Genomic DNA, 26,730 nt, shown 5'->3' with positions numbered 1-26,730 from the left:
ATAGAGAATAAACAAATGTGATATTATAACGATAAGTTTAGCATGTGTTACTTTATAACAAAAAGACTTTTTTGAATTTAAAAATTGCATTAGCAGCTTTGTATACATCACGTTAGTATGGTGTTCTATTTAGGTTACATAACGATAATTTTATGAGCATAAAAACAAACGCATTAATTTACTTTTTAGCCTTTTGCAGTGGTTTTTGCATTATGGGTATTGAGCTTTTAGGTGGGCGCATATTAGCGCCTTTTTTTGGCAGTAGTGTGCATATTTGGGGCAGTATAATTACCGTATTTATGCTTAGCCTTTCTTTTGGTTATTTACTGGGTGGTAAGCTCAGTACTAAAAATGCATCGCTTACAAAGTATGGTTTAATATTTTTAACCGCCAGTATTATGGTGGTGCCTATTGCGCTGTTTTCGCAACCAATAATGGAATTTATTTTTACCCACATTGAAGACACACGCTATGGTTCATTGCTTGCCTCTACAGCTTTATTTTTTGTTCCAACGGTAATTTTAGGCATGATCTCGCCTTACTCGGTGCGTTTGTTAGTTACCGATAGCGAAAAAAGCGGACAAGTGGCGGGTATTTTATATTTTGTAAGCACGCTAGGTAGTGCTCTTGGCACTATTATTACCTCGTTTTACTTTGTACTGGCGTTTGATGTAAATACTATAATTAGCGCGTTTGCTTCTACGCTTGGTTTACTTGGCGTACTAGCTATAGTTATTAATAGCTTGGCAGGTAATAAGGAGTTGGCTCATGCTTAAATATTTGCTCTTAGTTGTCAGTGTGTTCTCAACCGCGGCGCTAAGCAATGTAATACACGAGGAGCGCTCTTTATATCGCAATATTATTGTTGATGAAACTCGTGACTTACGCTGCTTAAAATTTAATACAAAAAGTAGCCAAACCAGCCAAAGCTGCATGTATAAAAACGACCCCGACAAACTGGTTTTTAACTACACCAAGCTTACTTTTGCCAGTTTGTTAGTAACCGAAAATCCCAAAAACGTGCTTATTATAGGACTAGGTGGCGGGACACTTTCTAATGTTATTCATGAGCTTTACCCTGCGGCTAAAATTCATAATGTTGAAATAGACCCAGCCGTTTTAAAAGTAGCCCGCGATTATTTTAATTTTATAGAAACCGACAACGTTACATCAAGCGTCCAAGACGGCCGTATATTTATTAAACGCGCCGCTATTAAAAAGCAAAAGTACGACTGGATTATTCTTGATGCATTCAATGGCGACTACATTCCAGAGCATTTGCTTACTAAAGAGTTTTTTGAAGAAGTTAAAAGCGTGCTGGCCGAAGGCGGTGTTATTGCAGCTAATACGTTTTCGAGCAGCAAGTTATACGTGCACGAGTCGGCAACGTACCATAGCGTATTTGGTGACTTTATAAACGTAAGCCGCCCTAACCGCTCTAACCGTATTATTTTAGCAGGCGTTAAAACTATGCCAACCCAGGCGCAACTTAACAAGCGTATTAAAGCCCTTGCGCCACGTTTAAAAAAATACGATGTAGATATAAAAGCAATAAGCACCTATATGCAAAGCACCAAAAACAACCAAGACTGGCCTGCTAACACCAAAATACTGACCGACCAATACTCCCCAGCTAACCTTCTTAATTTTTAAACGTACAGAATTTACTTAGCCCCAGTTTTGGGGCTTTTTTATTTTGAAAAATACCTCGCATTTACTTAGCACGCTAACTAATGTTAAAATGCTTAGCATGCTAACTAATTTGGAGTGGTGATGACGACTCAAAAACCTTTTCACGAAACGCTCGATTTAACCTTAATTGGTAATATGGGCCGGGTTCATAGGCTATGCCGCGAAGCAGTTACCATCGCAGTAGAGCCCTTAGGACTTACGCAATCACGTTGGACCGCCCTCATGCATATTGATATGCATGGCGAAGGATTAACACAACTTGAGCTTGCTAATAGCTTAGGGATAGAAATGCCCTCTCTTACCCGCACATTAAAACAATTAGAAGAGCAGCAATTAATTACCCGTAAAGTAGATGAGCACGATAAACGCAGTAAAAAGATTTACTTTACTAATAAAGGCGGCTCTGTTTTACAGTCGCTAAACAAAAAGCTCGTTGATATTAAAAGCCAGCTTTACAGCGGTTTAAGCACTGAGCAGCTCGACGCACTCGCGCGAGGCATAGTTGAAATAGAAAAAAACGCACTAAACTGTATTCAAAACCAAGTTAAAGGGTAAAGCACGTAATGACCCCGGATCAAAAATTTACACGTTATGTAAGGCTCTCATTAGGGGCTTTTGTAATTGTATTTATTTATTATTTAATGGCCGACATGTTCATGCCGGTAACACCACAGGCACGGGTTTATCACCCTGTTGTGCAAATAGCACCGCAAATAAGTGGCCGTGTAACTAACGTATTAGTAGCTAATAACCAAACTGTAAAAGCGGGCGATGTACTATTTGAAATAGACCCAAAACCGTATAAATTAGCACTAGAGCAAGCACAGCTCGCCCTCGACGACGCCAAATTACAAAACAAACGCCTAGATACCAACGTAAAAGCACTTGAGGCGCAAATTTCGGCGGCCAAAGCAAAGCTACACGAACAGCAATTACTCAATAATCGTGGCGAAGCATTATATAAGCAACGCTCTATTTCTGAGCAAGAGCTTGAAAGCATTAAAGCTAACTTTGAAGCAAGTAAATCAAATGTCGCCTCATTAGAAGCGCAATTGGCCGAGGCTGTACTTGCCCGTGGCGAAAGCGGTGCGCAAAATTTAGCGCTTCGCCACGCTGCAAACCAATTAGCACAGGCTGAGCTTAACTTATCCTACACCCAAGTACGTGCGCTAAGTGCGGGTGTGGTGTCTAACTTACAACTTCTTGACGGCGCATATGCTGTAACCGGTAGCCCGCTATTAGCTATTGTGGCAAACAAAGCCGACCTAGTTGCCGATTTTAGAGAAAAATCATTACTCAATATGAAGCCTGGCAGCCAAGCACGAGTGGTATTTGATAGCCGCCCAGGTGAGGTTTACAACGCGTATATAAGCACATTTGAGGCAGGTGTTAGCGATGGGCAACTCAACGCCAATGGCGCGCTAAGTAGCACCGAAACCAGTAATCGTTGGGTACGCGATGCACAGCGTCAGCGTATTCATTTAGTGATGCCAAATAACGCCAAATTAATTGCAAATATGCCAAGTGGCGCACGTGCTACTGTACAACTATTGCCAGAGTCAACAATTGGGCAGTGGTTAGCATCGGCGCAAATTAGGTTTATTAGCTGGTTACACTACATTTATTGATGGAGGGAGTATGACTCAAGCAGTTAGCCAAGCACCTCAATTAGACTCAAATGGGTTACGCCAAGCGCTACGCATAGCCGGCGGTTGCACCTTAGGGTTTACTATTAGTAAGTTAATGAACTGGCCATACGGTATATTTTTTACTGTTTACCCTATGTTGCTACTCGGTTTAGTGCCTGTGTTAAATAAACACATTGTGCGCCAGTTTTTAGCCAGTGCCGCCATTAGTATTCCTATGGTGTTAATTATGCAGGGCTTGTTTTCGCATTTACCTGTTTTAATGACCATTATTGTATTTTTAGCGTTTTGCTTTTTGTTTTATCAAATGAGCTCAGGTGCGGCTTTTTTATTTGGCGCATTAGGTGTGGTGGGGTTATCTATTCAGTTGCATTTTTCAAGCTATGTAACCGGTACAAGTAGTGTTTACCCACTTATTTTAAGTAATGGTTTGGCAACCCTACTCTCTACGGCTATCGCTTTTGCTATGCACGGTATTTTTCCTGATGTAACCGCGCGTGCCGTGAGAGCGGTACCTGCAAAGGCAAAAGAGAGTATTCGCCATGAGGTACTACTGTGCGCTACGGTCGCTACGCTTTCGTTTGTAGTATTTCAGGTGCTTGATTTGCAAGATTCAATATCGGCGCAGGCATCTTCGGTGCTTATATTGTTTTCTTTGTGCTGGAAAGCCGCAGGTATGGCAGGTTGGCAGCGTGCTGTTGGCACTTTGATTGGCTGTAATGCGGCGTTGTTAGCGCAAGTGTTATTGTATAACCACACCGACTTTTTATTGTTTCCGGTACTTATACTATGGACGCTTTCGTTTGTGTTTAGCCGCTTTCATATTATAGGTGGCGGCGCTCCGGGCATAGGGTTTGGCGTACTAACTACCTTTGGTATTTTGTTTGGCAACTCTCTTGGCCCAGGGCAAGATTTAGTTTACAGCGCGCTGTATCGCTTTAGCTCTGTAGCAGTGGCTATTGTGGCAAGCTTATGTGCAGTTTACATAATGCATCATATATTAAACCGTTTTAGTGCAACTCGTCATCATACCTACGAATAACCCACTGACGCCTATGGCTAAATAAAAGCTGTAGGCGTAATTTTCAATGTTGTGAGCTATATATTTTTAAACTTAGAATTAAAACTTAATGCTGCCGCGCAGGGCTTTGGTTTGCCCGTGCTTGGTTTTTTTATCCATGCGTTTTCGCTGAGAGCTGCGGCTTGGTTTGGTTGCACGGCGGGCTTTATTTACTTTAGTTGCACTTAAAATTAAATCTTTTAAACGCTTTAGTGCATCTTCCCGGTTTAGCTCTTGGGTGCGAAAGCTTTGAGCTTTAATTACCACTACGCCCTCTTTGGTGATTCGAGAGTCGTTTAGCTTTAATAGTCGTTCTTTGTAAAAATCGGGTAACTTTGAGCGGTTAATATCAAAGCGCAAATGAATGGCACTGGCTACTTTGTTAACGTTTTGGCCACCGGCACCTTGCGAACGAATAGCGGTTAGCTCTAGTTCCCATTCATCTATAGTGACAGTATTTGAAATAGTTAACATTACGTTCAGCTCTTATCGACAAAAATGCAGTATAACATTAGTAGCTATATTTGTGCTGAATCAGCTTAAGTTACAGCACTTTAAAGTATTTATACTACTTTATAACCTAAATACACCTGTTACTTTAGTTATGTATTGGCAAGCGCTTACATTTAGTTTTAAATAGCGTTAAATAAATAATAGGAAAAGCCCCATGAAAAAAATACTTGTATCTCTTAGCTTATTAGCAATGAGTTTTTCAAGCCTTGCAGAAGATATTAGCGAAGGCCAGTTACAAAGCTACATGAAAGCACTACCGGCTGTTTCTAGCTGGGCTAGTAGCCAAGATTCGTTAAAAAACCTTGATTTAGCAAGCATGCTAGGTGGCTCTGCCGAGCAAAGTGTTGAAGAGCAAAGCTCGCTTGCTAATAGCGCATTAAGCATGATTAAGGAACAAGGCTTATATAAAAGCTTTGCCGATATTACTAACCGTTACGGTTTTTCGCCTGAAGAATTAGTTTCTGTGGGTTCAGAAGTATCTATGGCTTACATCGAAAACCTTAAATCGGGCCTTTCAGCTGAAAACCAAGAAACAGCAAATAAAGTAATGGGTGGCCTACAAAGCCTTAAAAGTGCCAAAAGCAGTGATGCTAGCTCACTAATGGGTGCGTTTGGTAAAGCTTCAAGCGCGGCCGAAGAATCTACTGACCCACTAGTAAGCGAAAACAACCTTGAGCTTGTGGGCGAGTACATGCCACAGCTGCAAAAGATATTTGCACTACTATAATTTTACAAATAACCTAAACTGAGGTTAAGTAAACACTTACACAAAAGGTGGTATTTACCACCTTTTTTAATGCCCAAATTTTAAATAATTACGACATTTTACGAATTGTACTAAGCGGTGCTATTCGTAAAACCCAATGCAGCAATGCCCACGGCCAAGTTGGCACAAAGCTGTTGGCTTTTTCTTTATTTATGGCTTTTACCAGTGCTTTGCAGCCGGTTTCGGTATCAACAATAAATGGCACTGTTTTTACTTTTTCGTTTATTTCGCTTCTTATAAAACCTGGGTGTACACAGCTTACTTTTATAGGCGTATGCATTACATCTATGCGTATGCCTTCGCTCAATGAAGTAATAGCCGCTTTTGTAGCAGCGTAAACGGTCATGGCGCGCCTAAAACCACGTACAGCACTAATAGACGAAATAGTCACTAAATGCCCATGGTTTTGCGCTCTAAAAATTTCCATTGCTGCCTCAGCTTGGGCAAGGGCGGCTACAAAGTTGGTTTGTGCGGTTTGTTTGTTGGCATTAAAATAACCTGTACCAACAGACGCACCTTTGCCCATACCTGCATTTATAATTACTCTATCAAGGCCGTTTAGCTCTTCTTTAAAGGCGTTAAATACGCTAAACACGTGCTCGTGATCGTTTACATCAAGCACTTTTATGCTAATGGTTATATTGGGGTTTACCTGTTCAAGCTCGCTTTTTAGCTGCTCTAGTAGCTCAAAGCGCCGTGCACATAAGGCAAGGTTATAGCCTTGTTTTGCAAACTCTTTTGCCATGCCTTTGCCTAAGCCTGAACTTGCACCTGTTATTAGTATATTTTTGCGCATAATTAAATCCTTAGGTGTATGTAATTAATTTTTGTTGTGGGTGGCACTCTAAAAAGTGATGCTCGTTTAAACTGCTAATGCCTAATTTACGGTTTGCCCCTTTGCCGCGCGCCACTACTTTGGTTACGCCTGCATTTACTAAGCTCCAATTTATATCAATAAAGTGCTCGAGCTTTAGCCCCATTAAATGGCTGGTAATAATGCTAATAGGCCCGCCAGAGGTATAAATAAGCACTTTTTTACCATGGTTTTCATTGGCTATTTGCTCAAGGGCACCCAATACACGTGCAGTAAATGCATTAAAGCTTTCGTTATATTGAGTGCTGTCGGGATTGAGTACCCATTGCTTTATGGCGCTAATAAATACCGTTTTAAAATACTCCATTGGGTCGGCTTGTTTGCTAAGTGCAGTACGCACTTGGCTTGGGGTGGCAAGTGCTGGGTTATAAACCGCTAAAATATGTTCATGATCGTACTCGTTTAAACGCGCATCGTTTATTACCACAGGCGCATTATTAGCACTTGCTAAACTTAACTCTGCGGTTTGATTATGGCGCAGCATACTCCCTGCAAATACCATATCGGGCTTTAGCTGCTTTTGTATTAAGTACTCACCAAGTAATGTGGCTTGCTGTTGCCCTTTTTTTGAGAGCGTATCGTAATTATCAGCAGAAAAGCTGGCCTGCCCGTGGCGCACTAAATATAAAATACACATTAGGCTTTTCCTTGGTTTTTAATGGCTTTATTACAGCGCCATAAAAGGTAATGTACAAACACCCAAAAGTTTTTAAACGCGGGGTTTTTTGTTTGCCCATGGTGATAGCGGTAATAAATTTGCTGCACTATGCCTGCAAGCCTAAATAGCCCATACACTTCGTAAAAGGTAAAATCATCTACGGTTATATCCATTTTTTTACAGTAGTAGGCCACGACTTCTTTGCGCGTTAGCATGCCCTCTAAATGGGTAGGTTGGCGGCGCGTGGCTTGGGCTAAAAAGTCATCCCCGGGTTCTACCCAGTAAGCCAATGTATTGCCTAAATCCATCAATGGGTCGCCAAGGGTGGCAAGCTCCCAGTCTAAAATACCCAGAACTTTCGTGTAGTCGGTTGCATCAAGCACAACGTTATCAAACCTAAAGTCGTTATGTGTTATACAAATGCGCTCATGGCTTGGCATGTTGTTTTCAAGCCATTTAATTACTTTTTTGCCGCTTGGTACGTTCCATGTTTTAGCTTTAGTGTAGCGTTCACTCCAGCCGCTAATTTGGCGCTGTGTGTAGCCTTCGCCTTTGCCTAAATGGCTTAAATTGGCCTGTTTGAAATCTACTTTGTGTAGCTCTACTAGGCAGTCGAGTACGTTTTCGCACAGCTGTTTTGTGCGCTCGGGAGTGTGCGTTAATCCGCGCGGTAAATTTTTACGCGGAATAATCCCCGTAAGCTTTTCCATAACGTAAAAGTCGGTGCCGAGTATGCTTTCATCGGCGCAAAACGCCTCCATGTTTGGCACATAGCTGTAAACCGGTTTTAGTGCTTGTTGTAATTTAAACTCGCGACCCATATCATGCGCGCCTTTGGCTTTTGTGCCTTTTGGGGCACGGCGCAAAATAAGGGATTGATTAGGATACTCTAGGCAGTATGTCCAGTTAGAGGCACCCCCTGCGTATTGTGTAACGCTTGGCTCGCCAGTTAACTGCGGTATGTGTTGTTTAAGCCATGCATCTACTTTTTGGGTGTCGAGCTCTTCGCCTTGGCGTACGTTTTTGGCTTGATCTAATAATTGTGTGTTCATTGTTAGCCTTTATTATTTTGATTTTAAACGTTGCATAGAGCGTGTTTTTTTCAGCATGTTTTTAATGTACCACTCAATGGGGAGTAGTTTTTTCATTAAAAAGGCCTGTTTACCTAATTTATGGGTCAATATTAAAAATGGGCGTTTAAGTGACTGCTTATAAATAATATCTGCAACTTGCTCGGCATTAATGCGTGAGCGCTCAAAGGCGCGGTTAAGCATAGTTTTCATAGCCGGTTCGCTGGTGCGCATTGATTCATCAAGATTGGTTTTAAAAAAGCTGGGGCACACAACACTTACATCTATATTATCGTGGGCGAGTTCAAGTTTTAGGGTTTCGCTAAAGCCAATAACCGCCGCCTTTACTGCGTTATAACTGCTCATAAACGGAATGGGGGTCAGCCCTGCTTGTGAGGCTATATTAATAAAGTAGCCACTGCCTTGTTGCTTAAATTGCGGGTAAAACGTTTTGCACACCCGCACCATAGAGAGCAAATTAACGTCCATAATCCACTGCCATTGTTCAAGCGATTCGCCCTCAAGCGAGCCGCCAGTGGCAACGCCGGCGTTATTAATAACAATATCAACGCCTTTCCATTTGGTTTGTATAATATCGTAAAGCCCCTTTACATCTGTTTGTTTGGTTACATCGCAGGCGTAAAAAAAGGCATCGGCTTTTAGTGTTTGTAGCTCACTAATGGTTATGGCTGCACGTTCGGCGTTTATATCGGCAATACAAATTTGTAAGTTTGCGCCCAAATTACTCGCGTAACTAAGCGCTAATGCTTTGCCCAGGCCTGTGGCCCCACCTGTTATTATTAGTCGTGTTTTCATGGTGTTGCCTTAGCGGTATTTGTTAAGTTCGAGGCGTGAAACCATGCTCATATGTACTTCGTCTGGGCCATCGGCAAGGCGTAAAATACGCCCCATTGCATTAAACGAGGCAATAGGAAAGTCGCTCGACACCCCAGCGCCTCCAAATACTTGTATGGCCATATCAGACACCATTTGCAGCATATTGGGCACTACAACTTTTATACTCGATATTTCGGTCATGGCGTGTTTAACGCCTTGAGTGTCTATTTTCCATGCGGCGTGCAGTGTTAATAAACGGGCTTGATCTATTGCCATACGCGCTTGCGCAACGCGTTCTAAATTGCCGCCTAATTTAAGTAACGGTTTACCAAAAGCGCTGCGCGACAGCCCGCGTTTAATCATGAGCTCTAAACAGCGCTCTGCTGCGCCAATTGCGCGCATACAATGATGAATTCGCCCAGGCCCTAAGCGCCCTTGTGCAATGGCAAAACCTTTGCCTAACCCTAAAATAAGGTTTTGTTTTGGTACGCGTACGTTATTAAATTCCATTTCGCCGTGGCCATATGGCGCATCAAAATCGCCACAGGCACTTAGCATACGTTTAATATTTACACCTGGCGTGTTTAATGGCACAAGTACCATGGAGTGCTGGCTGTGTTTATCGTTTTCGGGGTTAGAAAGCCCCATAAAAATAGCCACTTGTGCATTAGGGTGGCCAAGGCCGGTGGTCCACCATTTTTTGCCATTTAAAATCAGCTCGTCGCCATCAGTATCAATAGTTGCTTGCATGTTTGTAGCGTCTGACGAGGCGACATCGGGCTCGGTCATGGCAAATACAGAGCGTATTTCGCCATTTAATAAAGGCGTTAACCATTGTTGTTTTTGCTCATCATTTGCAAAGTGATAAAGTACTTCCATATTGCCGGTGTCGGGGGCGTTACAGTTAAATATTTCTGAGGCAAATAAACATTTACCCATTTGCTCTGCAATAGGGGCGTATTCTAGGCAGGTTAAACCTTGTGCTAGTTCTGTATCGGGTAAAAATAAATTCCACAGGCCTGCTGCTTTTGCTTTCGCTTTTAATGGTTCTATGTGCTCACTTAGCTGCCAAGTAGTCCAATCGTTTGAATTATTTTTAGTATGGTTATGCGCAACTACCGCTTGCTCAATTGGCAATACATGTTCATCCATAAAGGCGGTAACACGCTTTAGGTAGTCTTGGCTTTTTTGACTTGGTTCAAAATTCATTAGGGTTGCCTGATTATTTTTTAGTTAACCCAGCATAAAACATTCGCCCTAATGAATTAAATGAAATATATTACCAAAGTACTGTGAATCAAATTCATAATATATGGGTAATAAACCGTGATTGAAGCTAAAAATATTCAGCAGTTAGACTTAAATTTACTTAAAATTTTTGAGTGCCTTTACCGCGAAAAAAACATGAGCGAAACCGCAAAGGTGCTATACATAACGCCCTCTGCGGTAAGCCATGCTATAAAACGTTTGCGCAGTGTATTAAACGATCCGTTATTTGAGCGCCAAGGGCAACTAATGGTACCAACCCCTGCGTGCCAACGTATGGCACCCGAGCTAATAGATTTACTCGAAAAGTTACGCCAAGTACTGCAAGCCTGTGGCGATTTTGACTTAGCGACCACAGCGCAAACATTTAAAATTGCCCTTCACGATGCCATTGAGCCCATAGTGCTGCCAAAATTACAGTTAATAATTGCAAAACACGCGCCCAACGCGAGTCTTGCAAGCGTTAAACTAAACCGCGACGACATGCACAAACAATTGGCTAATCACCAAATTGACATGGCCATAGATGTAGCACGGCCAATAAAAGCGCCGATTAGTCATGCCGTACTTTCTAGCGATCATTTTTGTGTATTAATGAAAAAAAATCACCCACTAAAAAATGAGTTAAATATTGAAAATTACTTAAGCGCTAAACATGTAGCGGTTTCAAACAGAGCCACCGGCACCGTAATTGAAGACATAGCCTTATTGCAGTTGAGCTTCAACCGTGAGGTAGCCATGCGCTGCCAAACGTATTTTGCAGCGAAAGAGGTTATTAAAAGCTCGCCATTTTTGCTCACCTTGCCCTCATTGGTTGCAAGTCAATTGCTTGATGAGTCGCTTATAGCAAGGTCGGTACCTACTACTATGCCTGCTATTTACCAGCATTTATATTGGCACCAAAACACCGATAAGGACGAGGCACTAATGTGGCTACGAAGCCAAGTAGAAAACATTTTTAAGCGTTAATTAATACAAAAAACGCCGAACTTAGCGGGCTAGGTTTGGCGTTTTGTAAGCATTATTTAAGGGTTATAACGTAATTTGTGCGCGCTTGTTTTTAATTTTTAGCGCAGCAATTAATATCAGCGGGCCTATAAACATGGCAAGGCCATATACGCCGCCTGTTACTGCGTATTCGGGCTTATTTAAAAAGCTTATAGCAATTAAAATCGCCAACGATGCGTTTTGAATCCCTACCTCAATACCCAGTGTTAGTGAGTCGGTAAGGTTAAGATTAGAAAGTTTTGCTATGAGCAAACCAATAATCATTGAGCCAATATTTAATGCAAGGCAGGCCCAAAATACAACATCAAGCGAGCTTATGAGTAAGGTGCGCTCTTTTATTACGAGTGCGGCTATCATGGCGAGCATAAAAAATAACGAAAAACGCCTAAAAAACGGCTCGCTTTTAATCGCAAATTCGCTTTTAAAATGGCGCAGGCTTATGCCGATAGCTACCGGTACTAAGGTAATGACAAATAGCCCGAGTGATGTGGTTAATATAGAAAAACTAGCATCAGTTTGCGGGGCAAATTGGTGCATGGCAAAGCCAATAATAAACGGTGTGGTAATAATACTCACAGCGGTTGAGGCCGCGGTTAAACTTACCGACAGCGCTAAATTAGCCTTTGCCAGTTGGCTTACAACGTTCGACATAGTACCGCCAGGGCAAGCGGCTAAAATCATTAACCCTATTGCTATAGGCGTGGGTAAATTAAGTAAATAACACAAGCCTAAAGCCAGTAGCGGCATGGCAATAATTTGGCCCACTAAGCCCATAGCAATTGCTATGGGCTTTTTAAAAAGCCGCGTAAAGTCGTCAAGTGTAAGCCCAAGCCCCATGCCAAACATAATAAGGGCAAGCGCGAGGGGGAGTATGATTTCTGTTAAAAATGATGCGTTCAAATTAGGCGGCCTCTGTTGTTTTTAATGCCAGCACTTCGTAGTTAAATGAGTATGGGGTTAGCAGCGTTTTTATGTGTTGTTGCAGCGCGTTTAACTCATCCTCTTTAACTAAAATTGTGGCTTTTATGCCTAACTTTTTATCAGCAAACACATTTATTTGCACGGTTTTGTTTTTTAAATGCTCGTTAAGTGCATCTGTTATGGTTTGTTTTATTTCAAGGCAAACCAGTTCGGGTTTATAAATTTTACCTACGGCAGTTAGCGGTATTTCATTAATAATATAAATTTCTTTTGGTATTGCTGCTCGTTCAGGTATGTGGGTGCCAACATACTCGGTGAGCTCATTAAGGTTAAGCGTACTATTTGGGCTTAGCGTTACGTAAAGTACCGGCACTTCGCCTGCGTAGCTGTCGGGGCGTGGCACGGCGGCTGCAAGTGTTACATCTGGGTGTTTGGTTGCGGCATCTTCAATCATTTTAGGGTCTATATTGTGCCCGCCGCGGATTATTAGCTCTTTTTGCCTACCGCATAATGATACATAGCCGCTCTCGTCTATTTTACCTAAATCGCCGGTTCTAAAATACTGTTGGCCGTTTTCATCAACAACCCATGCACCTTGGTTATGTGCATCTTCTACGTACCCAGGAAATACATTATTACCGGTTATTATTATTTCGCCAACATCGTGCGTATCGCACATTTTTACAAGTGTGCCTTGCTCGTTTATTTCGGCAATTTTAAGCGTAATACCGGGTATTGGCAGCCCTACAGACGCCTCTTTATTAATTGGGTTTACAGGCATTAACGTACTTACCGAACTGCCCTCAGTTGAGCCATAACCCTCTACCAGTGGGGTGTTGGTGAGTTTAGTAAACAGGGCTTGCAAATCAGATGAAAGCGGCGCAGCCCCACAAATGGCAAACTTCATTTTAAGCGGTGGTACAGCCATTTTTTGCGAAGTAATTTGCTCAACCATGGCAGCATAAACCGTAGGTACCGCGGTCATAACCGCTACATCGTAATTATTAATTAGGGTAAGCAAGTTTTGAATGATGTTTTTACCTCTAAAGCCTGACGGGCTTGCGAGTAAAATTTTACAGCCTTTCATTACCGAGGCTATGCCCGTTGCTACCGCTGCATTTACATGAAATATGGGCAAGCCAACTAACATGGTATCGCCTGCATTTACTGGCGAAAGTAAATTAACCTGCCCTGCATTGGTAAGCTGGTTTAAGTGTAAGTGCTTAGCAAGTTTTGGTAAGCCGGTGGTACCGCCCGTATGAAAATACGCGCACACATCGCTTTGCTCAGGCACAGTAAAATTAGCTGTTTGGGTATTTTGCGCCGCGAGTAACTTTTTAAACCCATACACCGGTACTTTATTGTTTTGCGAGCACGCTATGTCGTCACCAAATAAGCTAATAACGGCTTTTAGGCCGGGTATATGCTCTTTAATTGCCATTACTTTTTGCCAAATATCGCTACCTGGTACTGGGCCTAGAGCAATAATGACTTTGGTATTGGCAGAGATCATAATTTCTTTCATTATGGACTCATCAAGCAATGGGTTTATTGGGTTTGCAATGCCAGCGGCCTCTGCTGCCCAAAGCGATACATAGGTTTCAGGAAAGTTAGGTAACACCAGCGAGGTTACATCGGTTTTTGTTATGCCTAACGAGTGCAGTGCATTGCCAAGCCCTGTTACGTTATTGGCAAGCGCTTTGTAGCTCATTTTACGGTGCGGATTTGCAAAGCTTTTGCCTTTAAAGGTCATCAAAATGCGATGAATAAGCTTTTTTGCAAACGGAATTTGCGCTGGGTTAATACAATCGCCATCTAAAATGTATTCAATAGCGGTTGCATCACCAAAGTTTTTTGCCGACTGTAAAATGGCATGATAAGTAGAGCGAGGCAGTTGCTCTGGTGATATTTCAGCAAGGTTTAAATTGCCAACATCGGCGTGGTTTTTAATTGTTGTTATATTCATAAAACCCTCAACGTATTTTTATAATGTGTGTGTTTTGTGTGAGTGTATGGTGTTTAAACGCGGCTATGCTGTGTGGGCATTAACCGCGTGAAATTTAGTCTATCAAAACTGTTACCACTGTTTTTAATCTAAAAAGCTATTGTCTTTTGCGGCAACTACCTGATACATGGGCTGAAAATTTCCCCATGTAACCAGCTCTGAGCCATTGGCTTGTTTAGTATGTAGTGCTACCTCGTGCGAGATAAGCTTAGGCTCGCCTGCGGCTTGCGCTAATAACTGGCTTTGGCAACAGCTATCTAGCAATACAAAATTGGCAACAGCGGCATCAACCGACGAACCCGCAGTTAGCAAACCATGGTTTTGTAAAATAACAGCGCAGTTGTTAGCTAGCGATTTAGCTATCATGTCGCCCTCTTCGCTGTCGGCTACTACGCCACTAAATACATCAAATACACTATGGTTTTCGTAAAATACGCAGGCATCTTGCGAAATAGGTTTAAGAAGCTCACCTAATGCCGAAAATGCACGGCCATAACGTGTATGTGCATGGGCAACTGCGTTTACGTCGGGGCGCGCCATATGTATGCGTGAATGAATAGCAAACGCGGCATTATTAATCGGTGTGCTGCCTTCAATAATATTACCTTTGTGGCAAACCCTAATGAGATCTGACGCTTTAATATGCGCAAAGTGCATACCTACGGGGTTTACCCAAAAAGTATCGGGCTCTATGCAGTCGCGAAGCGTTATGTGCCCCGCAAGCCCTTCGTCAAAGCCGTACATAGCAAATACTCTAAAGCCTGCGGCTAGGCGTTGTTTTTCGTAGGTGCGTTGCTCTTCTAGGGTGTTAAATTTAGGCGGCATAATAAGTTTAAATTTGTCGCTGCCTATGGTCATTTTTGCGGCTTGTTGCTCTAGTGTATTGCTCATAATAATCCTAAATTAAACTCTGTTGACTTTAGTTTAGTCTCGCTTATGATAAATAGAAGTGATGTTAATTAATGGTTAAACATAAATACTATGCATGGAAAGATAGATTTAAACCTGTTTGTAATACTTAAAACGGTATACCAAGAGGGCAGTATTACCTGTGCGGCCGATAAACTTCACTTAACGCAACCGGCTGTTAGCCATGCGCTTTCTCGCCTTAGAGAAAAGTTTGACGACCCCTTATTTATTCGCCACGGTAGGCGTATGGTGCCCTCGCCTTTTTGCCAAAAAATAATAGCGCAAGTGATTGAGTCGGTACAGGCATTAGAGGCCACCATGAACAACGAGCGGCTTTTTGATATAGCTGCGTTTAAGCGCGAAATTAAATTTGGCTTTAGAGATATTTTAGAATCGATATTTTTTCCGCCACTAATGAGCGATTTACTTACAAACACCCCTAACATCACGATTAACAGCCGACAGGTGTCCCATGTTGGTATGGAAAAATCACTCGAAAATCAAGAACTCGATATAGTGATTGATGTGCTTACCCCTACCAGCAACCATATAAAAAACACCTTTATTTGTAACGAACACTTTTCGCTGATATGTAGGCACGATCACCCAATATTAAATGATTTAACCGTACAAAATTACGCTAAGGCGTCGCACGCGTTGGTGTCGTTAAAAGGGGCGCAGGTAGATATTATAGATATGGCGTTGGCAAAGCATGCACTTGCGCGCAATGTGGTGCTTAAATGTGAACACTATTTTGCGGCTACTAAAGTGATTAGCCAAAGCGACATGATAATGACCATGCCAAACTCGTACGCGCAGGTATTGAAAGAGCAAATGCCCGTGCATGTAACTAGTTTGCCGTTTGATGTGCCGTTAATGCCCGTGCATATGTACTGGCACGAACAAGCCAATGACGATTTAGTAAATAGTTGGATGCGAGAGAAGCTGCTAGGTTTAGCCCAGCAGCTTATCCCTGCTGAAAAACTTAGAAGCGGTAATTAAATTGTGCGTGATAGCTGCGCCCACGCTCTGATAAAAAGCGGTGAGCATAGCTAATTACTGGCACATCATTGGCCTGCGAAAAGGTTTGTTTATCGGTGAGGTTTTTAGCTAATAACGACACCGACCAATTCCCTTCACTGCTACCCAGTTCTACGCGTAAATTAAGTTTCTCAAAAGCACTTTGCTTGGCTATTGGATCAAGATCTTGCTCTAAAAAGTAATCGTCACTAAAGTTAAGCGCTAAATTGCTGCTTAACGTTAGGTTTGAAAACACCTCGGTATTGTAATCAATTGCTATATTGCCTGAGTAATCGGGCGCAAACGCGCCGGTTTTTCCTGTTAAATCTTGAAATGCTTGCCCAAGTAGCTCGCTTTGCATAACCGTTGGTGAGGCACTAGCGTATTGCTCGTATTCAAAATCAAGTAACGCAAGATTTGCCGATACCTGCCAGCTTTGATTTATTGCCCAGCGCGAGTCTAATTCAACTCCTTTTACCTTGGTTTCGGCAGCGTTTTTAACTACAAATGCATTACCATTAAATTCAGATACTTGTAAGTCATCGTACAAGGTATAAAACAGTGTGGCGTTTACTTCTAATATATTTTTAATTGGCTCGGCTTTTATGCCAAATTCAAAATTTGTGGCTTTTTCATCGTCAAACTCAAAGCCTGAGTTTTCATCAATTATATTACCTTGCGAGCCGTTTAAGCCCGAGCCATCAAAGCCACCGGCTTTGTAACCTATGCCTGCGCTTGCAAATAACATCATGTTGTTAAGCCCTAAATACTGCACACTAATATTGGGCGATAAGTGCGATTCATCTCGCTTAGCGTTAAGGTTATGTACCCCCGCGCCCGAAAGTTGCCCCGCAATAGTGGGCGCGGCAGCATTGGCAAATTGTTGTACTGCTTGCGGTGTGTTTGGCTCAAATACGCTATACACACTTTGTACGCTGCTCACTTCTTTTTCTTCTTTTTGATAACGCAGCCCAAAATTAGTGCGCCATTGTGCGTTTACATTCCACGTAAGGGCGGTAAATGCTGAGTAGCTTTGTTGGTCTTGATCAAACAGCGCATTTACGCCCAGTGATGTACCCACTAAATCAGGAATAAGTAACGATGCGCCAAATAAAATATCGTTTGGGTGCTTAAGCTCGCTACTCATATAAAAAATACCCGCAACGTATTCAAGCGTGCGCCCTGTTGGCGAGCTTACTCTCAACTCTTGCGTAAACTGGTTATAGTTTTCTAAGTAGTCTTGTTTTATAAGCGGGATTTCAGAAAAGTCGGCGTCAAAGGTTGAGTCCCAATCGTACTCGCTATACGTGGTTACGGAGGTAAATTCGTATTCGCCATGGTTATACGTTAACTTAAGTGATGCGTTATCAAGGGTGGTTTTACTTTGTTCATTAAGCCCTCCGGGGTGGCCATCGCCCGATACTGAACTTGTGTAATCTAGGCCCGAGTTATCGCTTAATAAAAGTGAGCGATACCCTACATTGCCTGGGTTAGTAGGGTCATTAGCTATTTGTAAATCTCGGTTTGGCGTATCAATAATGTATTGGTAGCGCGAACCGTGCGGCTCAAACTCACCGTGTTCCCATTTAAATAATGCGTTTATATCATCGTTTATTTGCCAATCTATTGATAAACGCGCGCCTGATGAATCGTTAGTTTGCTCGTCGGTTTGACGAGCTTGGTTATATAAAAAGCCATCAACAGAATGATCAAACGCAGCAATTCGAACGGCTAAATCGTCATGAATAGGAATATTTATAACGCCTGTAAAGTGCTTTTCGTTATCTGAACCAAACTCTGCCGATACGCTGCCTTCAAGTACATCTGTAGGTGAATTTGAAACCATACTAAAGGCACCTGCTGTGGCGTTTTTACCAAACATAACCGACTGTGGACCTTTAATAAGCTCAAGGCGCTGCATATCTAAAAATGGAAATTTAGCTTGATGCCCGCGCCCTAAATAAACGCCATCTTTATACATAGCAACCGATTGTTCAAAGCCTGAGTTAGTGCCTGAGCCAATACCGCGTACAAAAATACGTTTACTGCTTGAGGTTTCGGTTATATGCACATTAGGTAGGTTTTCGCTTAGGGCAAGTAAATCGTCAACACTGTTTTGCTCGAGGTAGTCACCCGAAAGCGCTTGAATAGAGGTAGGAATATCTTGCAGTGATTGCACCCGCTTTTGAGAGGTAACGGTAATGGTTTCAAGCTCGCTCTTATTTACTTTATTCTCGGCAGCTTGTGCCATGCCCACACTGAGTGCGCTTAGGGTAAATAAAGTAAGTGCTTTTTGCTTTAAAAAAGCATGATTTAAACATGTGTGTGACTGTGTGTGTTCAGTTGTCATAGCTGCAACTCCATTATTGAGGTTATTTTTATTGGATATGTTTGCGTCTATTTCATACTGACGGCTCTTAAAATAAATAACAGTGATGTTTATTTATTCAGCACTATTAGTAATATTTATAGTTGAGCTAAAAAGTTTAGTTTTATACGAGGCTGTGTAGGTTTAGTGAGGAGTTAGAGCGGGTTAAAAAATACCTGTGGATTAGCGGTTTTATTTGCTATTGCTGAGCTTGGGGTGTTTGCTGCATTTATAAAAGCAGTAAGCTGTGGTGCATTTTCGCAAAAAATAATATCCAGTGCTAGGCGGTTTTTGCCGTATAAACCTCGGTGAATCATATTGGCTGAAAACAACAGTAAGTCTCCCGCATTAAGTTTAATAACTTTGCCTGTAGTTAAGTTGTCGCTTGGCAGTTTATTATTTTTTGCAAGACGTACATTTAGCTCCTCTGGTGTATCCCAATTTTTATGCGAGTGGGGCACAAGCTCTATACCTGGCTCGTCTTCAAGGGCTAACCGGCAGTGCACTACGTCGGGCCCGTTTAACGCAGCTTGTTGCTCTTGCACATTTAAATGGTATTGCATATCGCGATGCCAATAATTTTTTTGTGTAACATTAACGGGATTAAAAAATAACTGAGTATTTAAAAACAGTGGCTCATTAATCGCCTGTTTCACGAGCTTATTTAGTTTATTACCAGCGACTAGATTAAATAAAAACTCATTTTGCTGCGCTGTTAAATATTCACTATTTGTTATGCCCGAGCTATTAATTGCACGAGATTGATAAAACTCACGGTTATTAGCCTTCCACTTTGTATGAAATGCATTAATTGTAGGCTTAATTTTATTTAGCTCTTTGGCGCTGTAAAGCCCCTTTACAAGCATATAACCGTTTGATTTATAGTTGTTCATTGTGGTTCTTTATTTAATATTGCAGCAACGCGTTCAGCAAGTTCAGGCAGTACATCTTTTGCAAACCACGGGTTCTTTTTAAGCCAAATATTATTGCGTGGGCTTGGGTGCGGTAGCACCAAATGCGCCGGCCAATACTCACGCCATGATTTTACTAACTCGGTTAAAGGTTTGTTTTTGGTGTGGGGTAAATGGTACGCCTGCGCATATTTACCAAGCACTATTGTCAGTTCTAAATTTGGCAGAGCACCCAGTAATTGCGCTCTCCATGCGGGCGCGCATTCTTTGCGTGGAGGTAAGTCGCCCGACTTACCTTTACCAGGGTAACAAAAGCCCATAGGTAAAATAGCTATTTTTTGGGCATCGTAAAACTCTTCAGCACTGAGCCCTAGCCATTCTCGCAGGCGGTTTCCGCTGGCATCGTTAAAGGGCTTGCCAGTTTCGTGTACTTTTATGCCCGGTGCTTGGCCGGCAATTAAAATACGCGCATTGGCATTAAACTGTATGACGGGGCGAGCACCTAATGGTAAATGAGGTTCACAGATCACGCATTTACTAACTTGCTCTATTAAATTAAGTGAATCCATATAAATTTGGCCTCAAGCGCTTAAATTTTGTTCTAAATGGCTGCTTGTTTTTAATGAGTTGGTAAAAAATCGGTTTATTTTACTCAGATTAGTTATAAGTTGGTAAAATCGTGATCTCATTTAAAAATTACAACTAATCAATTGATATTTTTATTGTTTTTCTGACCATACGGCAAATTCGTTACCGCTTGGCTCGGTAAAATGAAACCGGCAACCACCGGGGAACTCAAAAATAGGTTTTATTATTTTACCGCCATGCAACGTTACTTTTTTATAGGTTGCGTGAATGTCGTTACTGTAAAACACCAGCAGGGCGGCCCCAAGTTGTGTAAGTGATTTAAGCGGTGCTTTAAAAAAGCCACCATCCAAGCCTTGGCCGCTAAACGCCGTATATTCTGGGCCATAGTCGGTAAATTGCCAGTTAAACACGTTAGTAAAAAAGCTTTTTGTGGCTGTTAAATCGCACGCGGGAAACTCTACATAATTTAGTTTTTCGTGGCTGCTCATTTTAAATTTACTCTTTGGCTTGTCAGTACTGCCCACTGTAAACCTTCGTTATTAGCTAAGCAATATAGCTAAACCGCTTGAGATCATTATTTTACTAACATGCTAAGGGTTGTTATTCAATTATCTAAAATATACAAATGAGAATCGCTATCTTTTGTATTTGTAAGCTTTATAATAACGTCTTATTTTTTATCCTCGTATTCGAATAAGGGATTTGTTAACTATGCAAGCACCTTTGCACATTGCACCTTTTACAAAAAATAGACTAGCTGGGCTTTTTAAAGCTGCGCAAAGCTATAGAGTGTTAGTGTTTTTGCGTTTTTTTATTGCCATTTTTGGGGGGTATGCGTTTACTTCAGCATGTATTTCATTATTAAGTGTAGTGCTACCAATTCCTAAGCAAGATGCCGTATTGCTGTGCGTGTCTATCAGTATTTTAATTTATGCTTTGGTGTTTATTTATGCGTTTGCGATTAAGTCATTAAAAACTGTATGGATCAGTATTTTACTAAGTAGTGGCTTTTTTGTTGTTGTATTGGCATTACTTAAGGGTTGGCTATGAAAGACAGTTTTTTTAGGTCGATGACCTGGCTACATACGTGGGTTGGTTTACTTACGTGCTGGATTATTTACACAATATTTTTTGCAGGCACGGTTAGCTTTTTTAGAGACGAAATAAATCTCTGGAATCAACCTGCTATACACAATGTGCAAGCCCAAACCGATAGGGTGGCCGCGCAAAGGCAGCAAATTATTAAGGGCTTTGATTACTTAAATCAGCACGCTGCAAATTCCCCAAGTTGGCGTATTACCTTGCCCGAAGAGCGTATACCGTATTTAGTATATGGTTATGCAAAACCTAAAGAGCCAGGGCAGCGACGCAGCCAATTTGTAAATACCCAATTAAACCCAAACACCATGCAAGAACTAGCACCTTTTGTAGAAACTAAAGGGGGTAACTTTTTTTACCGATTGCATTATCAGCTTTACTATTTAGATGCCATAACCGGGCGCTGGGTCGTGTGTTTTGCCAGCTTTTTTATGTTGCTGGCAATAATTTCGGGCGTGGTTATTCACAAGCGAATATTTAAAGATATGTTTACGTTTAGGCGTAATAAAGGAGTGCGTAGCTGGTTAGATGCGCACAACTTAAGCTCGGTACTGGCTTTGCCGTTTCATTTAATGATTACCTATACAGGCATTATTACCCTTATATTTATGTTGTTTCCTTACCCTGTTTTAACCAATTACGACAATGGTATACGAGGCTTTTTTAACGAGGTAAGCCCTAGTAATAAGGTGACTAATAAAGCGCAAGGTAGCGCAGATATGCTCTCTATAAACACTATTTTGGATCAAGTTTATACTAAGTGGCCAGATGCAGACATTACGCGTGTTCAGGTTAGTAAACCTAATATGGCGGCTTCAACAGTAACAGTACTGGTGAGTCCGAAAAAGGCCCTTCGCGATCAAGCACCGCGGCTTTTATTTAGTGGCGCTACAGGAGAGTTAGTAGCGCAAACGGATGACGAGCTTAGCAATAGTAAAGCACTTTACGAGTCACTTAACTCTATGCATACAGGGCGCTTTGCTACGCCTTTATTGCGCTGGTTATACGTGCTTGGCGGCATTGCAGGCTGCGTGATGATTGCCTCTGGCTGTATAATGTGGGCTAAACGTATACGCGAGCGTAACAAAGGCAAAGCCTCGTTTGGTTTACAACTGGTAGAAGGGTTAAACCTTGCCACCATTATGGGCTTACCACTGGCCACTTGCGTCTTTTTTATTGCCAATAGATTGCTAAGTCCAACCCTCGCCGGGCGCGCTGATAAAGAAGTCGCTGCGTTCTTTTTAGCGTGGTGTGTAGTTGCCGTTATGGCACTTTTAAAGCGAGATAAGCTGCAATGGCGTGTAATGGCAAGTATAAATGCATTAGCGTGTTTAAGTGTACCCGCCATAAATGCGCTTACTACGCAGGGTAATATAGTGAGCTACTTACTAAATAAACAATGGGCCTTATTTATTTTCGATGCGTTATTTTTACTATTTAGCATACTGTTTTTAGTACAAACCGAAAAATTACGTACTGCTTCTAATACATCTAAAAAACAGCAATTAGCTCAACCAATCATAAAAGGAGGCAAAAGGCATGATTGACTTACTTAGCTTTAGCCTCTGCTTACTGGCTTTTAATGGTTTTGCCTTAGCAAAACCAGCGCATTTTAAAACGGTATTTAAAACGCGCCCCTCTGAGCAGCAAAGTAATTTGCTGCTAATTGTTGCTTGGATCAGTATTTTACTAAGTTTAGTATTTTGTGTAGTTGCCCAGCAGGGATACGGCGCTTTACTTTTTTGCGGATTCATGAGCTTAAGTGTATTAATTATAATGCTTTTTTATAATTTTATAGACTCATTAGTAAAGCCATTTAGCATCTTAAATATACTATTGGTTGGCGTATCAGGGTTGCTAATGGCAGTAAACGCACTTTAGTTAGTAAAAACCTGATCCAAAAAAGGCTGTTAATTTTAGGCAAAAAAATGGCAAGCTATAAAGCTTGCCAACAATAGGGGGATGTTCAGTATGTCCAACACTTGCATGTCTCGTTGCAAGTGCAGCTAATATAGCCCTAACATATTTAACTAACCTTACAGTGAAATGAAGGTTTTATTACAGCTGTAACAATCACATTCACAGCAACTGTAAAGCCCCTTTACAAAACTAAGGTGTTTACTGCTCAACCCAAATAATTTGCTCTGTAGCAAAACCAAGTTGTTTAGCTTTCGCTATAAAATGCTGTTTTAGCTCATTACTCACCGTTGGCGTGCGAGATAAAAACCATAAATAGTCGCGGTTATAACTAGTAATAAACGCGTATTGGTAGTCGTTTTGGTCGAGCTCAAAAATCACATAAGCGCCATAAAATGGGCCAAAAAATGATACTTTAAAATGGCCCGTATCACTACCTTCTACAAATTTTGCTAAACCCTGCGCTTCATCCCATTTTTGCTCTTTAGTGATAAACCCTCTGTTGAGCACCTTTACTGTTCCATCATCGTTTACTGTGTAAGTTGCGGTTACTTGTTCCATGCCCTCTTCAAATGAGTGGTCAAGGCGGGCAATTTCGTACCACTTACCTTTGTATTGCTCTAGGTCAAAGTTTTTAACTGGCGTAATACCCTCTGGTGCACTTGTGCAGGCGGTGAGTAAAAATAACCCTGTAATGAGTAAAATAGTCGTAATGGCCTTCATGAAAGCTCCTTTTTAAAAGTGATAGTGTTTGTACGGCGCTAAGCCAATAAAGTTTGCTAGCCGATTAAAATAAATTGCTATAGGATCAGCTAAATACTAGAGCAATTAAAAGATTACAGCATGAAAATATGGGTAGATGCCGACGCGTGCCCCGTGGTTATAAAAGAAATACTTTTTAGAGCCGCTGAACGTACGCAAACACCAACCATTTTAGTAGCTAACCACGCAATGCGCATTCCGCCTTCAAAGTTTATAAGCCGCGTACAAGTTTCAAGCGGGTTTGATGTAGCCGATAACGAAATAGTAAAACGCGTAGAAAAAGGTGATTTAGTTATTACAGGCGACATCCCTCTTGCCAGCGAAGTGATTGATAACGGCGCCCAAGCACTCAATCCGCGTGGTGAGCTCTACACGCCAGAGAATATTCGCTCGTTATTAAACGTACGCGACTTTATGGATACTATGCGCTCAAGCGGCGTTGAAATGAGTGGCGGACCACCACCGCTTAGCCAAACCGACCGCCAAAACTTTGCCAATAACCTTGACCGTATTTTAGCGCAAAAAAAGGCGAGTTAGTGTGAGTGAGCAACTAATAGGCTTAGGTGAGCAAGCCTTTAGCGTAGCCGTGTATATTGCTAAAGCGCCGCCCATGCCCTACTTTCAAACACTACAAAGTGTTGAGCCCGTAATAAACGAGCAAATAAATACCATAAATCAGCACTGTGGAAATGGTTGGCGCAAGGTGTTTAACGTATACGCCAAAGTATTATTTGCGCTACCGAGCGAGCATTATAGCTTTGCTAAACAAGCCGATAGTTGGCAAGCGTATCGCGATACATTTTTACTGCGAAAAAACAGTAAAACAGCATTGTTATTTAGTGCCCCCATTATTAACGGCACCAATAAAAACCAGCTGCATATTATTGCAGGGCGAACCCATGCTAAAAACTTATTACAGCAAGGTAAGCTTAATGCGCAATTTAATTGGCTTGATGATGAGTTTGCAATTGATACAACGAATAACATTATTGTGTGCCCGTACTTTGATTACCGGCAGTTAAGTAATATTAAAATAGCCCGATTAAGCGAGTTAGTTGCTCAACTAAAAATGGCTAAATAAACATTGTAAGGAACAACCATGGCGGGAATTTTAGAACTAAACACTTTGCTTAAAACAATGAACCCTGAGCTTAAACAAGGTGAATACATATTTTGCTGTTTAGCAGGCAGCCTTGCCGACTACGTTCATTTAAACCCGCTTGCCAGCTACGTTGAAGATGAAGGCCTAACCCTTATTTTAAATGCTAACACCGCCGATAAAGCAGGTATTACTTACGAGGGTAAATATAATTTAATTACCCTAAATGTGCATTCAAGCCTTGAGGCTGTTGGGTTAACTGCTGCGGTATCGGCCAAATTAACCGAGTATAATATTAGCGCCAATGTAGTGGCTGCGTTTTATCACGACCATATTTTTGTACAAACCGATAAAGCGCAGTCGGCCATTAAGGCACTTAGTGAGATTGGTAAGGTTTAGTTGGTAAAAATCTGATTCACTTAGGTAAAAGTCAAAGCCGGTATTGCAGTACCGGCTTTTAGGTGGCGGCTTAAATACGGTTGCAAAAGTGCTGCGCTACAGACTCTAGTTTTACTTTATCACCTGCAGTTACGGCTACGCATTGCGTATTTTTATCGAGTTTATGCTTTTGAATAACAGTAAACGCCCCTTCGTTAGCAGCGTATAAGTTATATTGATAGGCATCATCGCCCCCTTCAAACAGTGCGGTAAATAGTCCTCCCACTAAGCCGCCAATGATGGCTCCGCCGAGCATTTCTTCAGTGTTACCATCTAAGCTGTCTACAAAGCCAACCCCGGCGCCTGCTGCTATGCCTGTGCCTACCTCTGATGAAAGTGTTACGGGTTGCATTGATTCTACCGATGCGTAGTAGCGCTTAACTATTTGGTTTTGATTGTTTCTATCGACCCCCTGTGTTGCACAGCCAGAGAGTAGTAATACCGCAATAAGATACTTTTTCATGTTGAACCCCTTAAATATTTAATAGGGAGATAGTAAGCGTGTGAGTATAAAAAATATGTGAGGAGTTTGTTTGTAGCTGTCAGGAAATGTAAGGATGTGTATAAAATAAAACACCGAGTACGCATACTCGGTGTTTTGGGATTACAGTAGGTAAATTTTATATTATTAAACCACGTAACCACTAAAACCAAGCGCTTTAAAATAAAGCTTAGGAATGCCGTATTTACACTCGTTAAGTAACTCGCTAAAGCGCATTCTATCAAGCGGGTAAAATTCACTCTCTAAGTTTTGAGCTGTGTAGGCTTGCCCTGCATCACTTAAGCCTAGATTGGCACACACAGTAATTTGCGCTTCACGTTCAAAGTCGGTTTCGGGTTTCATTAAATCGCTAATAAATAGGTTTGCGCCTTTATTTAAATTAGCTTTAATGTTTTTAAGTAGCTGCTTTTTGCTGCCGTCGTCTTCTAAAAAGTGCAGGACGAGTAGGCAAAGCGCCGCATCGGCCTTAGTAGAAAGTTTATCGAGCTCGCCTTCAATAACCTTAACACGCTCTGTTATGCCATGCTGTTCAAATGCTTGTTTAGCAATAGCAAGCATATCACCTGAGGTATCTTGTGCGGTAAATTGCCAAGTTGGGTTAAGCGCTGCGAGGGCGAGTATTTCTTTACCTGTGCCAGCCCCTACCACTAAAATATGTGCGTTATCGTTAAGAGTTGCTTTAAGCTGTGCATTGGTAAGTTGGTGTAATAACTCATATCCTGGTACTAAACGGGTAATGCGATTGTCGTAATGCGTTGCTTGCTCGCCTTTAAATGTTGGCATTTTTAACTCCTTTAATCAG

General features: G+C 41.7%; 30 protein-coding genes. 14 read left to right on the top strand and 16 right to left on the bottom strand.

What is annotated here, in order from left to right; all coding sequences use genetic code 11:
• The first annotated feature begins 152 nt into the window (after positions 1–152).
• The 5 genes from AN391_RS00255 (at position 153) to AN391_RS00235 (ending at position 4,380) form a co-directional block, all read left to right on the top strand.
• Positions 153–776, top strand: coding sequence for a fused MFS/spermidine synthase (locus AN391_RS00255; protein WP_055013519.1), 624 nt, complete (start codon positions 153–155; stop codon positions 774–776).
• Positions 769–1,653, top strand: coding sequence for a spermidine synthase (locus tag AN391_RS00250; RefSeq protein ID WP_055013518.1), 885 nt, complete (start codon positions 769–771; stop codon positions 1,651–1,653). Before AN391_RS00255 ends, AN391_RS00250 begins: the two co-directional genes overlap by 8 nt.
• 120 nt (positions 1,654–1,773) lie before the next feature.
• A complete protein-coding gene (locus AN391_RS00245; protein WP_055013517.1) occupies positions 1,774–2,247 on the top strand; it encodes a MarR family transcriptional regulator in 474 nt (157 codons plus the stop codon).
• An 8-nt stretch (positions 2,248–2,255) separates the two neighbouring features.
• The gene (locus AN391_RS00240; protein WP_055013516.1) at positions 2,256–3,320 is read left to right on the top strand and encodes an HlyD family secretion protein; all 1,065 of its coding nucleotides are present in this window, start codon (positions 2,256–2,258) and stop codon (positions 3,318–3,320) included.
• 10 nt (positions 3,321–3,330) lie between these two features.
• The gene (locus tag AN391_RS00235; RefSeq protein ID WP_055013515.1) at positions 3,331–4,380 is read left to right on the top strand and encodes a DUF2955 domain-containing protein; all 1,050 of its coding nucleotides are present in this window, start codon (positions 3,331–3,333) and stop codon (positions 4,378–4,380) included.
• A gap of 78 nt (positions 4,381–4,458) precedes the next feature.
• On the opposite strand, the gene arfB is transcribed toward AN391_RS00235, so the two are convergent.
• Complete coding sequence (gene arfB / locus AN391_RS00230; RefSeq protein ID WP_055013514.1) at positions 4,459–4,872, bottom strand: alternative ribosome rescue aminoacyl-tRNA hydrolase ArfB; 414 nt, start codon at positions 4,870–4,872, stop codon at positions 4,459–4,461.
• A gap of 193 nt (positions 4,873–5,065) precedes the next feature.
• On the opposite strand from arfB, the gene AN391_RS00220 reads away from it, so the two are divergent.
• Positions 5,066–5,638, top strand: coding sequence for a hypothetical protein (locus AN391_RS00220; protein WP_055013512.1), 573 nt, complete (start codon positions 5,066–5,068; stop codon positions 5,636–5,638).
• An 88-nt stretch (positions 5,639–5,726) separates the two neighbouring features.
• Here the strand turns inward: AN391_RS00220 and AN391_RS00215 are convergent, their stop codons facing one another.
• From AN391_RS00215 to AN391_RS00195, 5 genes are read right to left on the bottom strand one after another with little or no spacing between them, the layout of a single operon-like run.
• Complete coding sequence (locus AN391_RS00215) at positions 5,727–6,473, bottom strand: SDR family oxidoreductase (RefSeq protein WP_200910084.1); 747 nt, start codon at positions 6,471–6,473, stop codon at positions 5,727–5,729.
• 10 nt (positions 6,474–6,483) lie between these two features.
• Positions 6,484–7,188, bottom strand: coding sequence for a histidine phosphatase family protein (locus AN391_RS00210; protein ID WP_055013510.1), 705 nt, complete (start codon positions 7,186–7,188; stop codon positions 6,484–6,486).
• Positions 7,188–8,261 carry a phosphotransferase family protein gene (locus tag AN391_RS00205; protein ID WP_055013509.1) on the bottom strand — a complete coding sequence of 358 codons (1,074 nt, stop codon included), beginning with the start codon at positions 8,259–8,261 and terminating at the stop codon, positions 7,188–7,190. Before AN391_RS00205 ends, AN391_RS00210 begins: the two co-directional genes overlap by 1 nt.
• 12 nt (positions 8,262–8,273) lie before the next feature.
• A complete protein-coding gene (locus tag AN391_RS00200; protein ID WP_055013508.1) occupies positions 8,274–9,095 on the bottom strand; it encodes an SDR family oxidoreductase in 822 nt (273 codons plus the stop codon).
• A 9-nt stretch (positions 9,096–9,104) separates the two neighbouring features.
• A complete protein-coding gene (locus AN391_RS00195; RefSeq protein ID WP_055013507.1) occupies positions 9,105–10,325 on the bottom strand; it encodes an acyl-CoA dehydrogenase family protein in 1,221 nt (406 codons plus the stop codon).
• Positions 10,326–10,442: 117 nt separating this feature from the next.
• Between AN391_RS00195 and AN391_RS00190 the strand changes: the two genes are divergently transcribed.
• The gene (locus tag AN391_RS00190) at positions 10,443–11,351 is read left to right on the top strand and encodes a LysR family transcriptional regulator (RefSeq protein WP_055013506.1); all 909 of its coding nucleotides are present in this window, start codon (positions 10,443–10,445) and stop codon (positions 11,349–11,351) included.
• Positions 11,352–11,414: 63 nt separating this feature from the next.
• Here the strand turns inward: AN391_RS00190 and AN391_RS00185 are convergent, their stop codons facing one another.
• From AN391_RS00185 to AN391_RS00175, 3 genes are all read right to left on the bottom strand, one after another.
• Positions 11,415–12,290, bottom strand: coding sequence for a bile acid:sodium symporter family protein (locus tag AN391_RS00185; RefSeq protein WP_055013505.1), 876 nt, complete (start codon positions 12,288–12,290; stop codon positions 11,415–11,417).
• A gap of 1 nt (position 12,291) precedes the next feature.
• Positions 12,292–14,277, bottom strand: a complete 1,986-nt coding sequence (locus tag AN391_RS00180; RefSeq protein WP_055013504.1) for an AMP-binding protein — start codon at positions 14,275–14,277, stop codon at positions 12,292–12,294.
• A 123-nt stretch (positions 14,278–14,400) separates the two neighbouring features.
• Positions 14,401–15,207 carry a class II aldolase/adducin family protein gene (locus AN391_RS00175; protein WP_055013503.1) on the bottom strand — a complete coding sequence of 269 codons (807 nt, stop codon included), beginning with the start codon at positions 15,205–15,207 and terminating at the stop codon, positions 14,401–14,403.
• Between the two features lie 90 nt (positions 15,208–15,297).
• Between AN391_RS00175 and AN391_RS00170 the strand changes: the two genes are divergently transcribed.
• Positions 15,298–16,227, top strand: a complete 930-nt coding sequence (locus AN391_RS00170) for a LysR family transcriptional regulator (protein ID WP_055013502.1) — start codon at positions 15,298–15,300, stop codon at positions 16,225–16,227.
• Here AN391_RS00170 and AN391_RS00165 read toward each other — a convergent pair.
• From AN391_RS00165 to AN391_RS00150, 4 genes are all read right to left on the bottom strand, one after another.
• Positions 16,211–18,595, bottom strand: coding sequence for a TonB-dependent receptor (locus AN391_RS00165; RefSeq protein ID WP_055013501.1), 2,385 nt, complete (start codon positions 18,593–18,595; stop codon positions 16,211–16,213). The two genes, AN391_RS00170 and AN391_RS00165, sit on opposite strands and share 17 nt — an antisense overlap.
• Positions 18,596–18,768: 173 nt before the next feature.
• The gene (locus AN391_RS00160) at positions 18,769–19,506 is read right to left on the bottom strand and encodes a phytanoyl-CoA dioxygenase family protein (RefSeq protein ID WP_055013500.1); all 738 of its coding nucleotides are present in this window, start codon (positions 19,504–19,506) and stop codon (positions 18,769–18,771) included.
• Positions 19,503–20,093, bottom strand: a complete 591-nt coding sequence (locus AN391_RS00155; protein WP_055013499.1) for a uracil-DNA glycosylase family protein — start codon at positions 20,091–20,093, stop codon at positions 19,503–19,505. The genes AN391_RS00160 and AN391_RS00155 overlap by 4 nt, the downstream gene beginning before the upstream one ends.
• A 150-nt stretch (positions 20,094–20,243) precedes the next feature.
• The gene (locus AN391_RS00150; RefSeq protein ID WP_055013846.1) at positions 20,244–20,600 is read right to left on the bottom strand and encodes a VOC family protein; all 357 of its coding nucleotides are present in this window, start codon (positions 20,598–20,600) and stop codon (positions 20,244–20,246) included.
• A gap of 223 nt (positions 20,601–20,823) precedes the next feature.
• Between AN391_RS00150 and AN391_RS00145 the strand changes: the two genes are divergently transcribed.
• The 3 genes from AN391_RS00145 to AN391_RS00135 are packed head-to-tail and all read left to right on the top strand — an operon-like array spanning position 20,824 to position 23,091.
• Positions 20,824–21,162 carry a hypothetical protein gene (locus tag AN391_RS00145; RefSeq protein WP_055013498.1) on the top strand — a complete coding sequence of 113 codons (339 nt, stop codon included), beginning with the start codon at positions 20,824–20,826 and terminating at the stop codon, positions 21,160–21,162.
• Positions 21,159–22,757, top strand: coding sequence for a PepSY domain-containing protein (locus AN391_RS00140; RefSeq protein WP_146258054.1), 1,599 nt, complete (start codon positions 21,159–21,161; stop codon positions 22,755–22,757). The genes AN391_RS00145 and AN391_RS00140 overlap by 4 nt, the downstream gene beginning before the upstream one ends.
• Positions 22,750–23,091 (top strand): DUF3325 domain-containing protein, encoded by a 342-nt coding sequence (locus AN391_RS00135; protein ID WP_055013497.1) that lies wholly within the window; start codon positions 22,750–22,752, stop codon positions 23,089–23,091. The genes AN391_RS00140 and AN391_RS00135 overlap by 8 nt, the downstream gene beginning before the upstream one ends.
• 237 nt (positions 23,092–23,328) lie before the next feature.
• On the opposite strand, the gene AN391_RS00130 is transcribed toward AN391_RS00135, so the two are convergent.
• Positions 23,329–23,850, bottom strand: a complete 522-nt coding sequence (locus AN391_RS00130; RefSeq protein WP_055013496.1) for a lipocalin family protein — start codon at positions 23,848–23,850, stop codon at positions 23,329–23,331.
• A 120-nt stretch (positions 23,851–23,970) separates the two neighbouring features.
• On the opposite strand from AN391_RS00130, the gene AN391_RS00125 reads away from it, so the two are divergent.
• The 3 genes from AN391_RS00125 to AN391_RS00115 are packed head-to-tail and all read left to right on the top strand — an operon-like array spanning position 23,971 to position 25,387.
• On the top strand, positions 23,971–24,426 hold the full coding sequence (locus AN391_RS00125; protein ID WP_055013495.1) for a YaiI/YqxD family protein: 456 nt from the start codon (positions 23,971–23,973) through the stop codon (positions 24,424–24,426).
• Between the two features lies 1 nt (position 24,427).
• Positions 24,428–24,970 (top strand): DUF6942 family protein, encoded by a 543-nt coding sequence (locus AN391_RS00120; protein ID WP_055013494.1) that lies wholly within the window; start codon positions 24,428–24,430, stop codon positions 24,968–24,970.
• Positions 24,971–24,988: 18 nt separating this feature from the next.
• Complete coding sequence (locus tag AN391_RS00115; protein WP_055013493.1) at positions 24,989–25,387, top strand: ACT domain-containing protein; 399 nt, start codon at positions 24,989–24,991, stop codon at positions 25,385–25,387.
• Between the two features lie 70 nt (positions 25,388–25,457).
• On the opposite strand, the gene AN391_RS00110 is transcribed toward AN391_RS00115, so the two are convergent.
• Positions 25,458–25,889: a hypothetical protein gene (locus tag AN391_RS00110; RefSeq protein WP_055013492.1), complete on the bottom strand. Its 432-nt coding sequence runs from the start codon at positions 25,887–25,889 to the stop codon at positions 25,458–25,460.
• Positions 25,890–26,054: 165 nt separating this feature from the next.
• The gene (locus tag AN391_RS00105) at positions 26,055–26,711 is read right to left on the bottom strand and encodes a class I SAM-dependent methyltransferase (protein WP_055013491.1); all 657 of its coding nucleotides are present in this window, start codon (positions 26,709–26,711) and stop codon (positions 26,055–26,057) included.
• Between the last annotated feature and the right edge of the window lie 19 nt (positions 26,712–26,730).

It is taken from the genome of Pseudoalteromonas sp. P1-13-1a (genome assembly GCF_001401875.1).
Lineage (GTDB): Bacteria > Pseudomonadota > Gammaproteobacteria > Enterobacterales > Alteromonadaceae > Pseudoalteromonas.
Note: the sequence above shows the minus strand (reverse complement) of the source record. Positions and strands in the feature narration are given on the sequence as shown.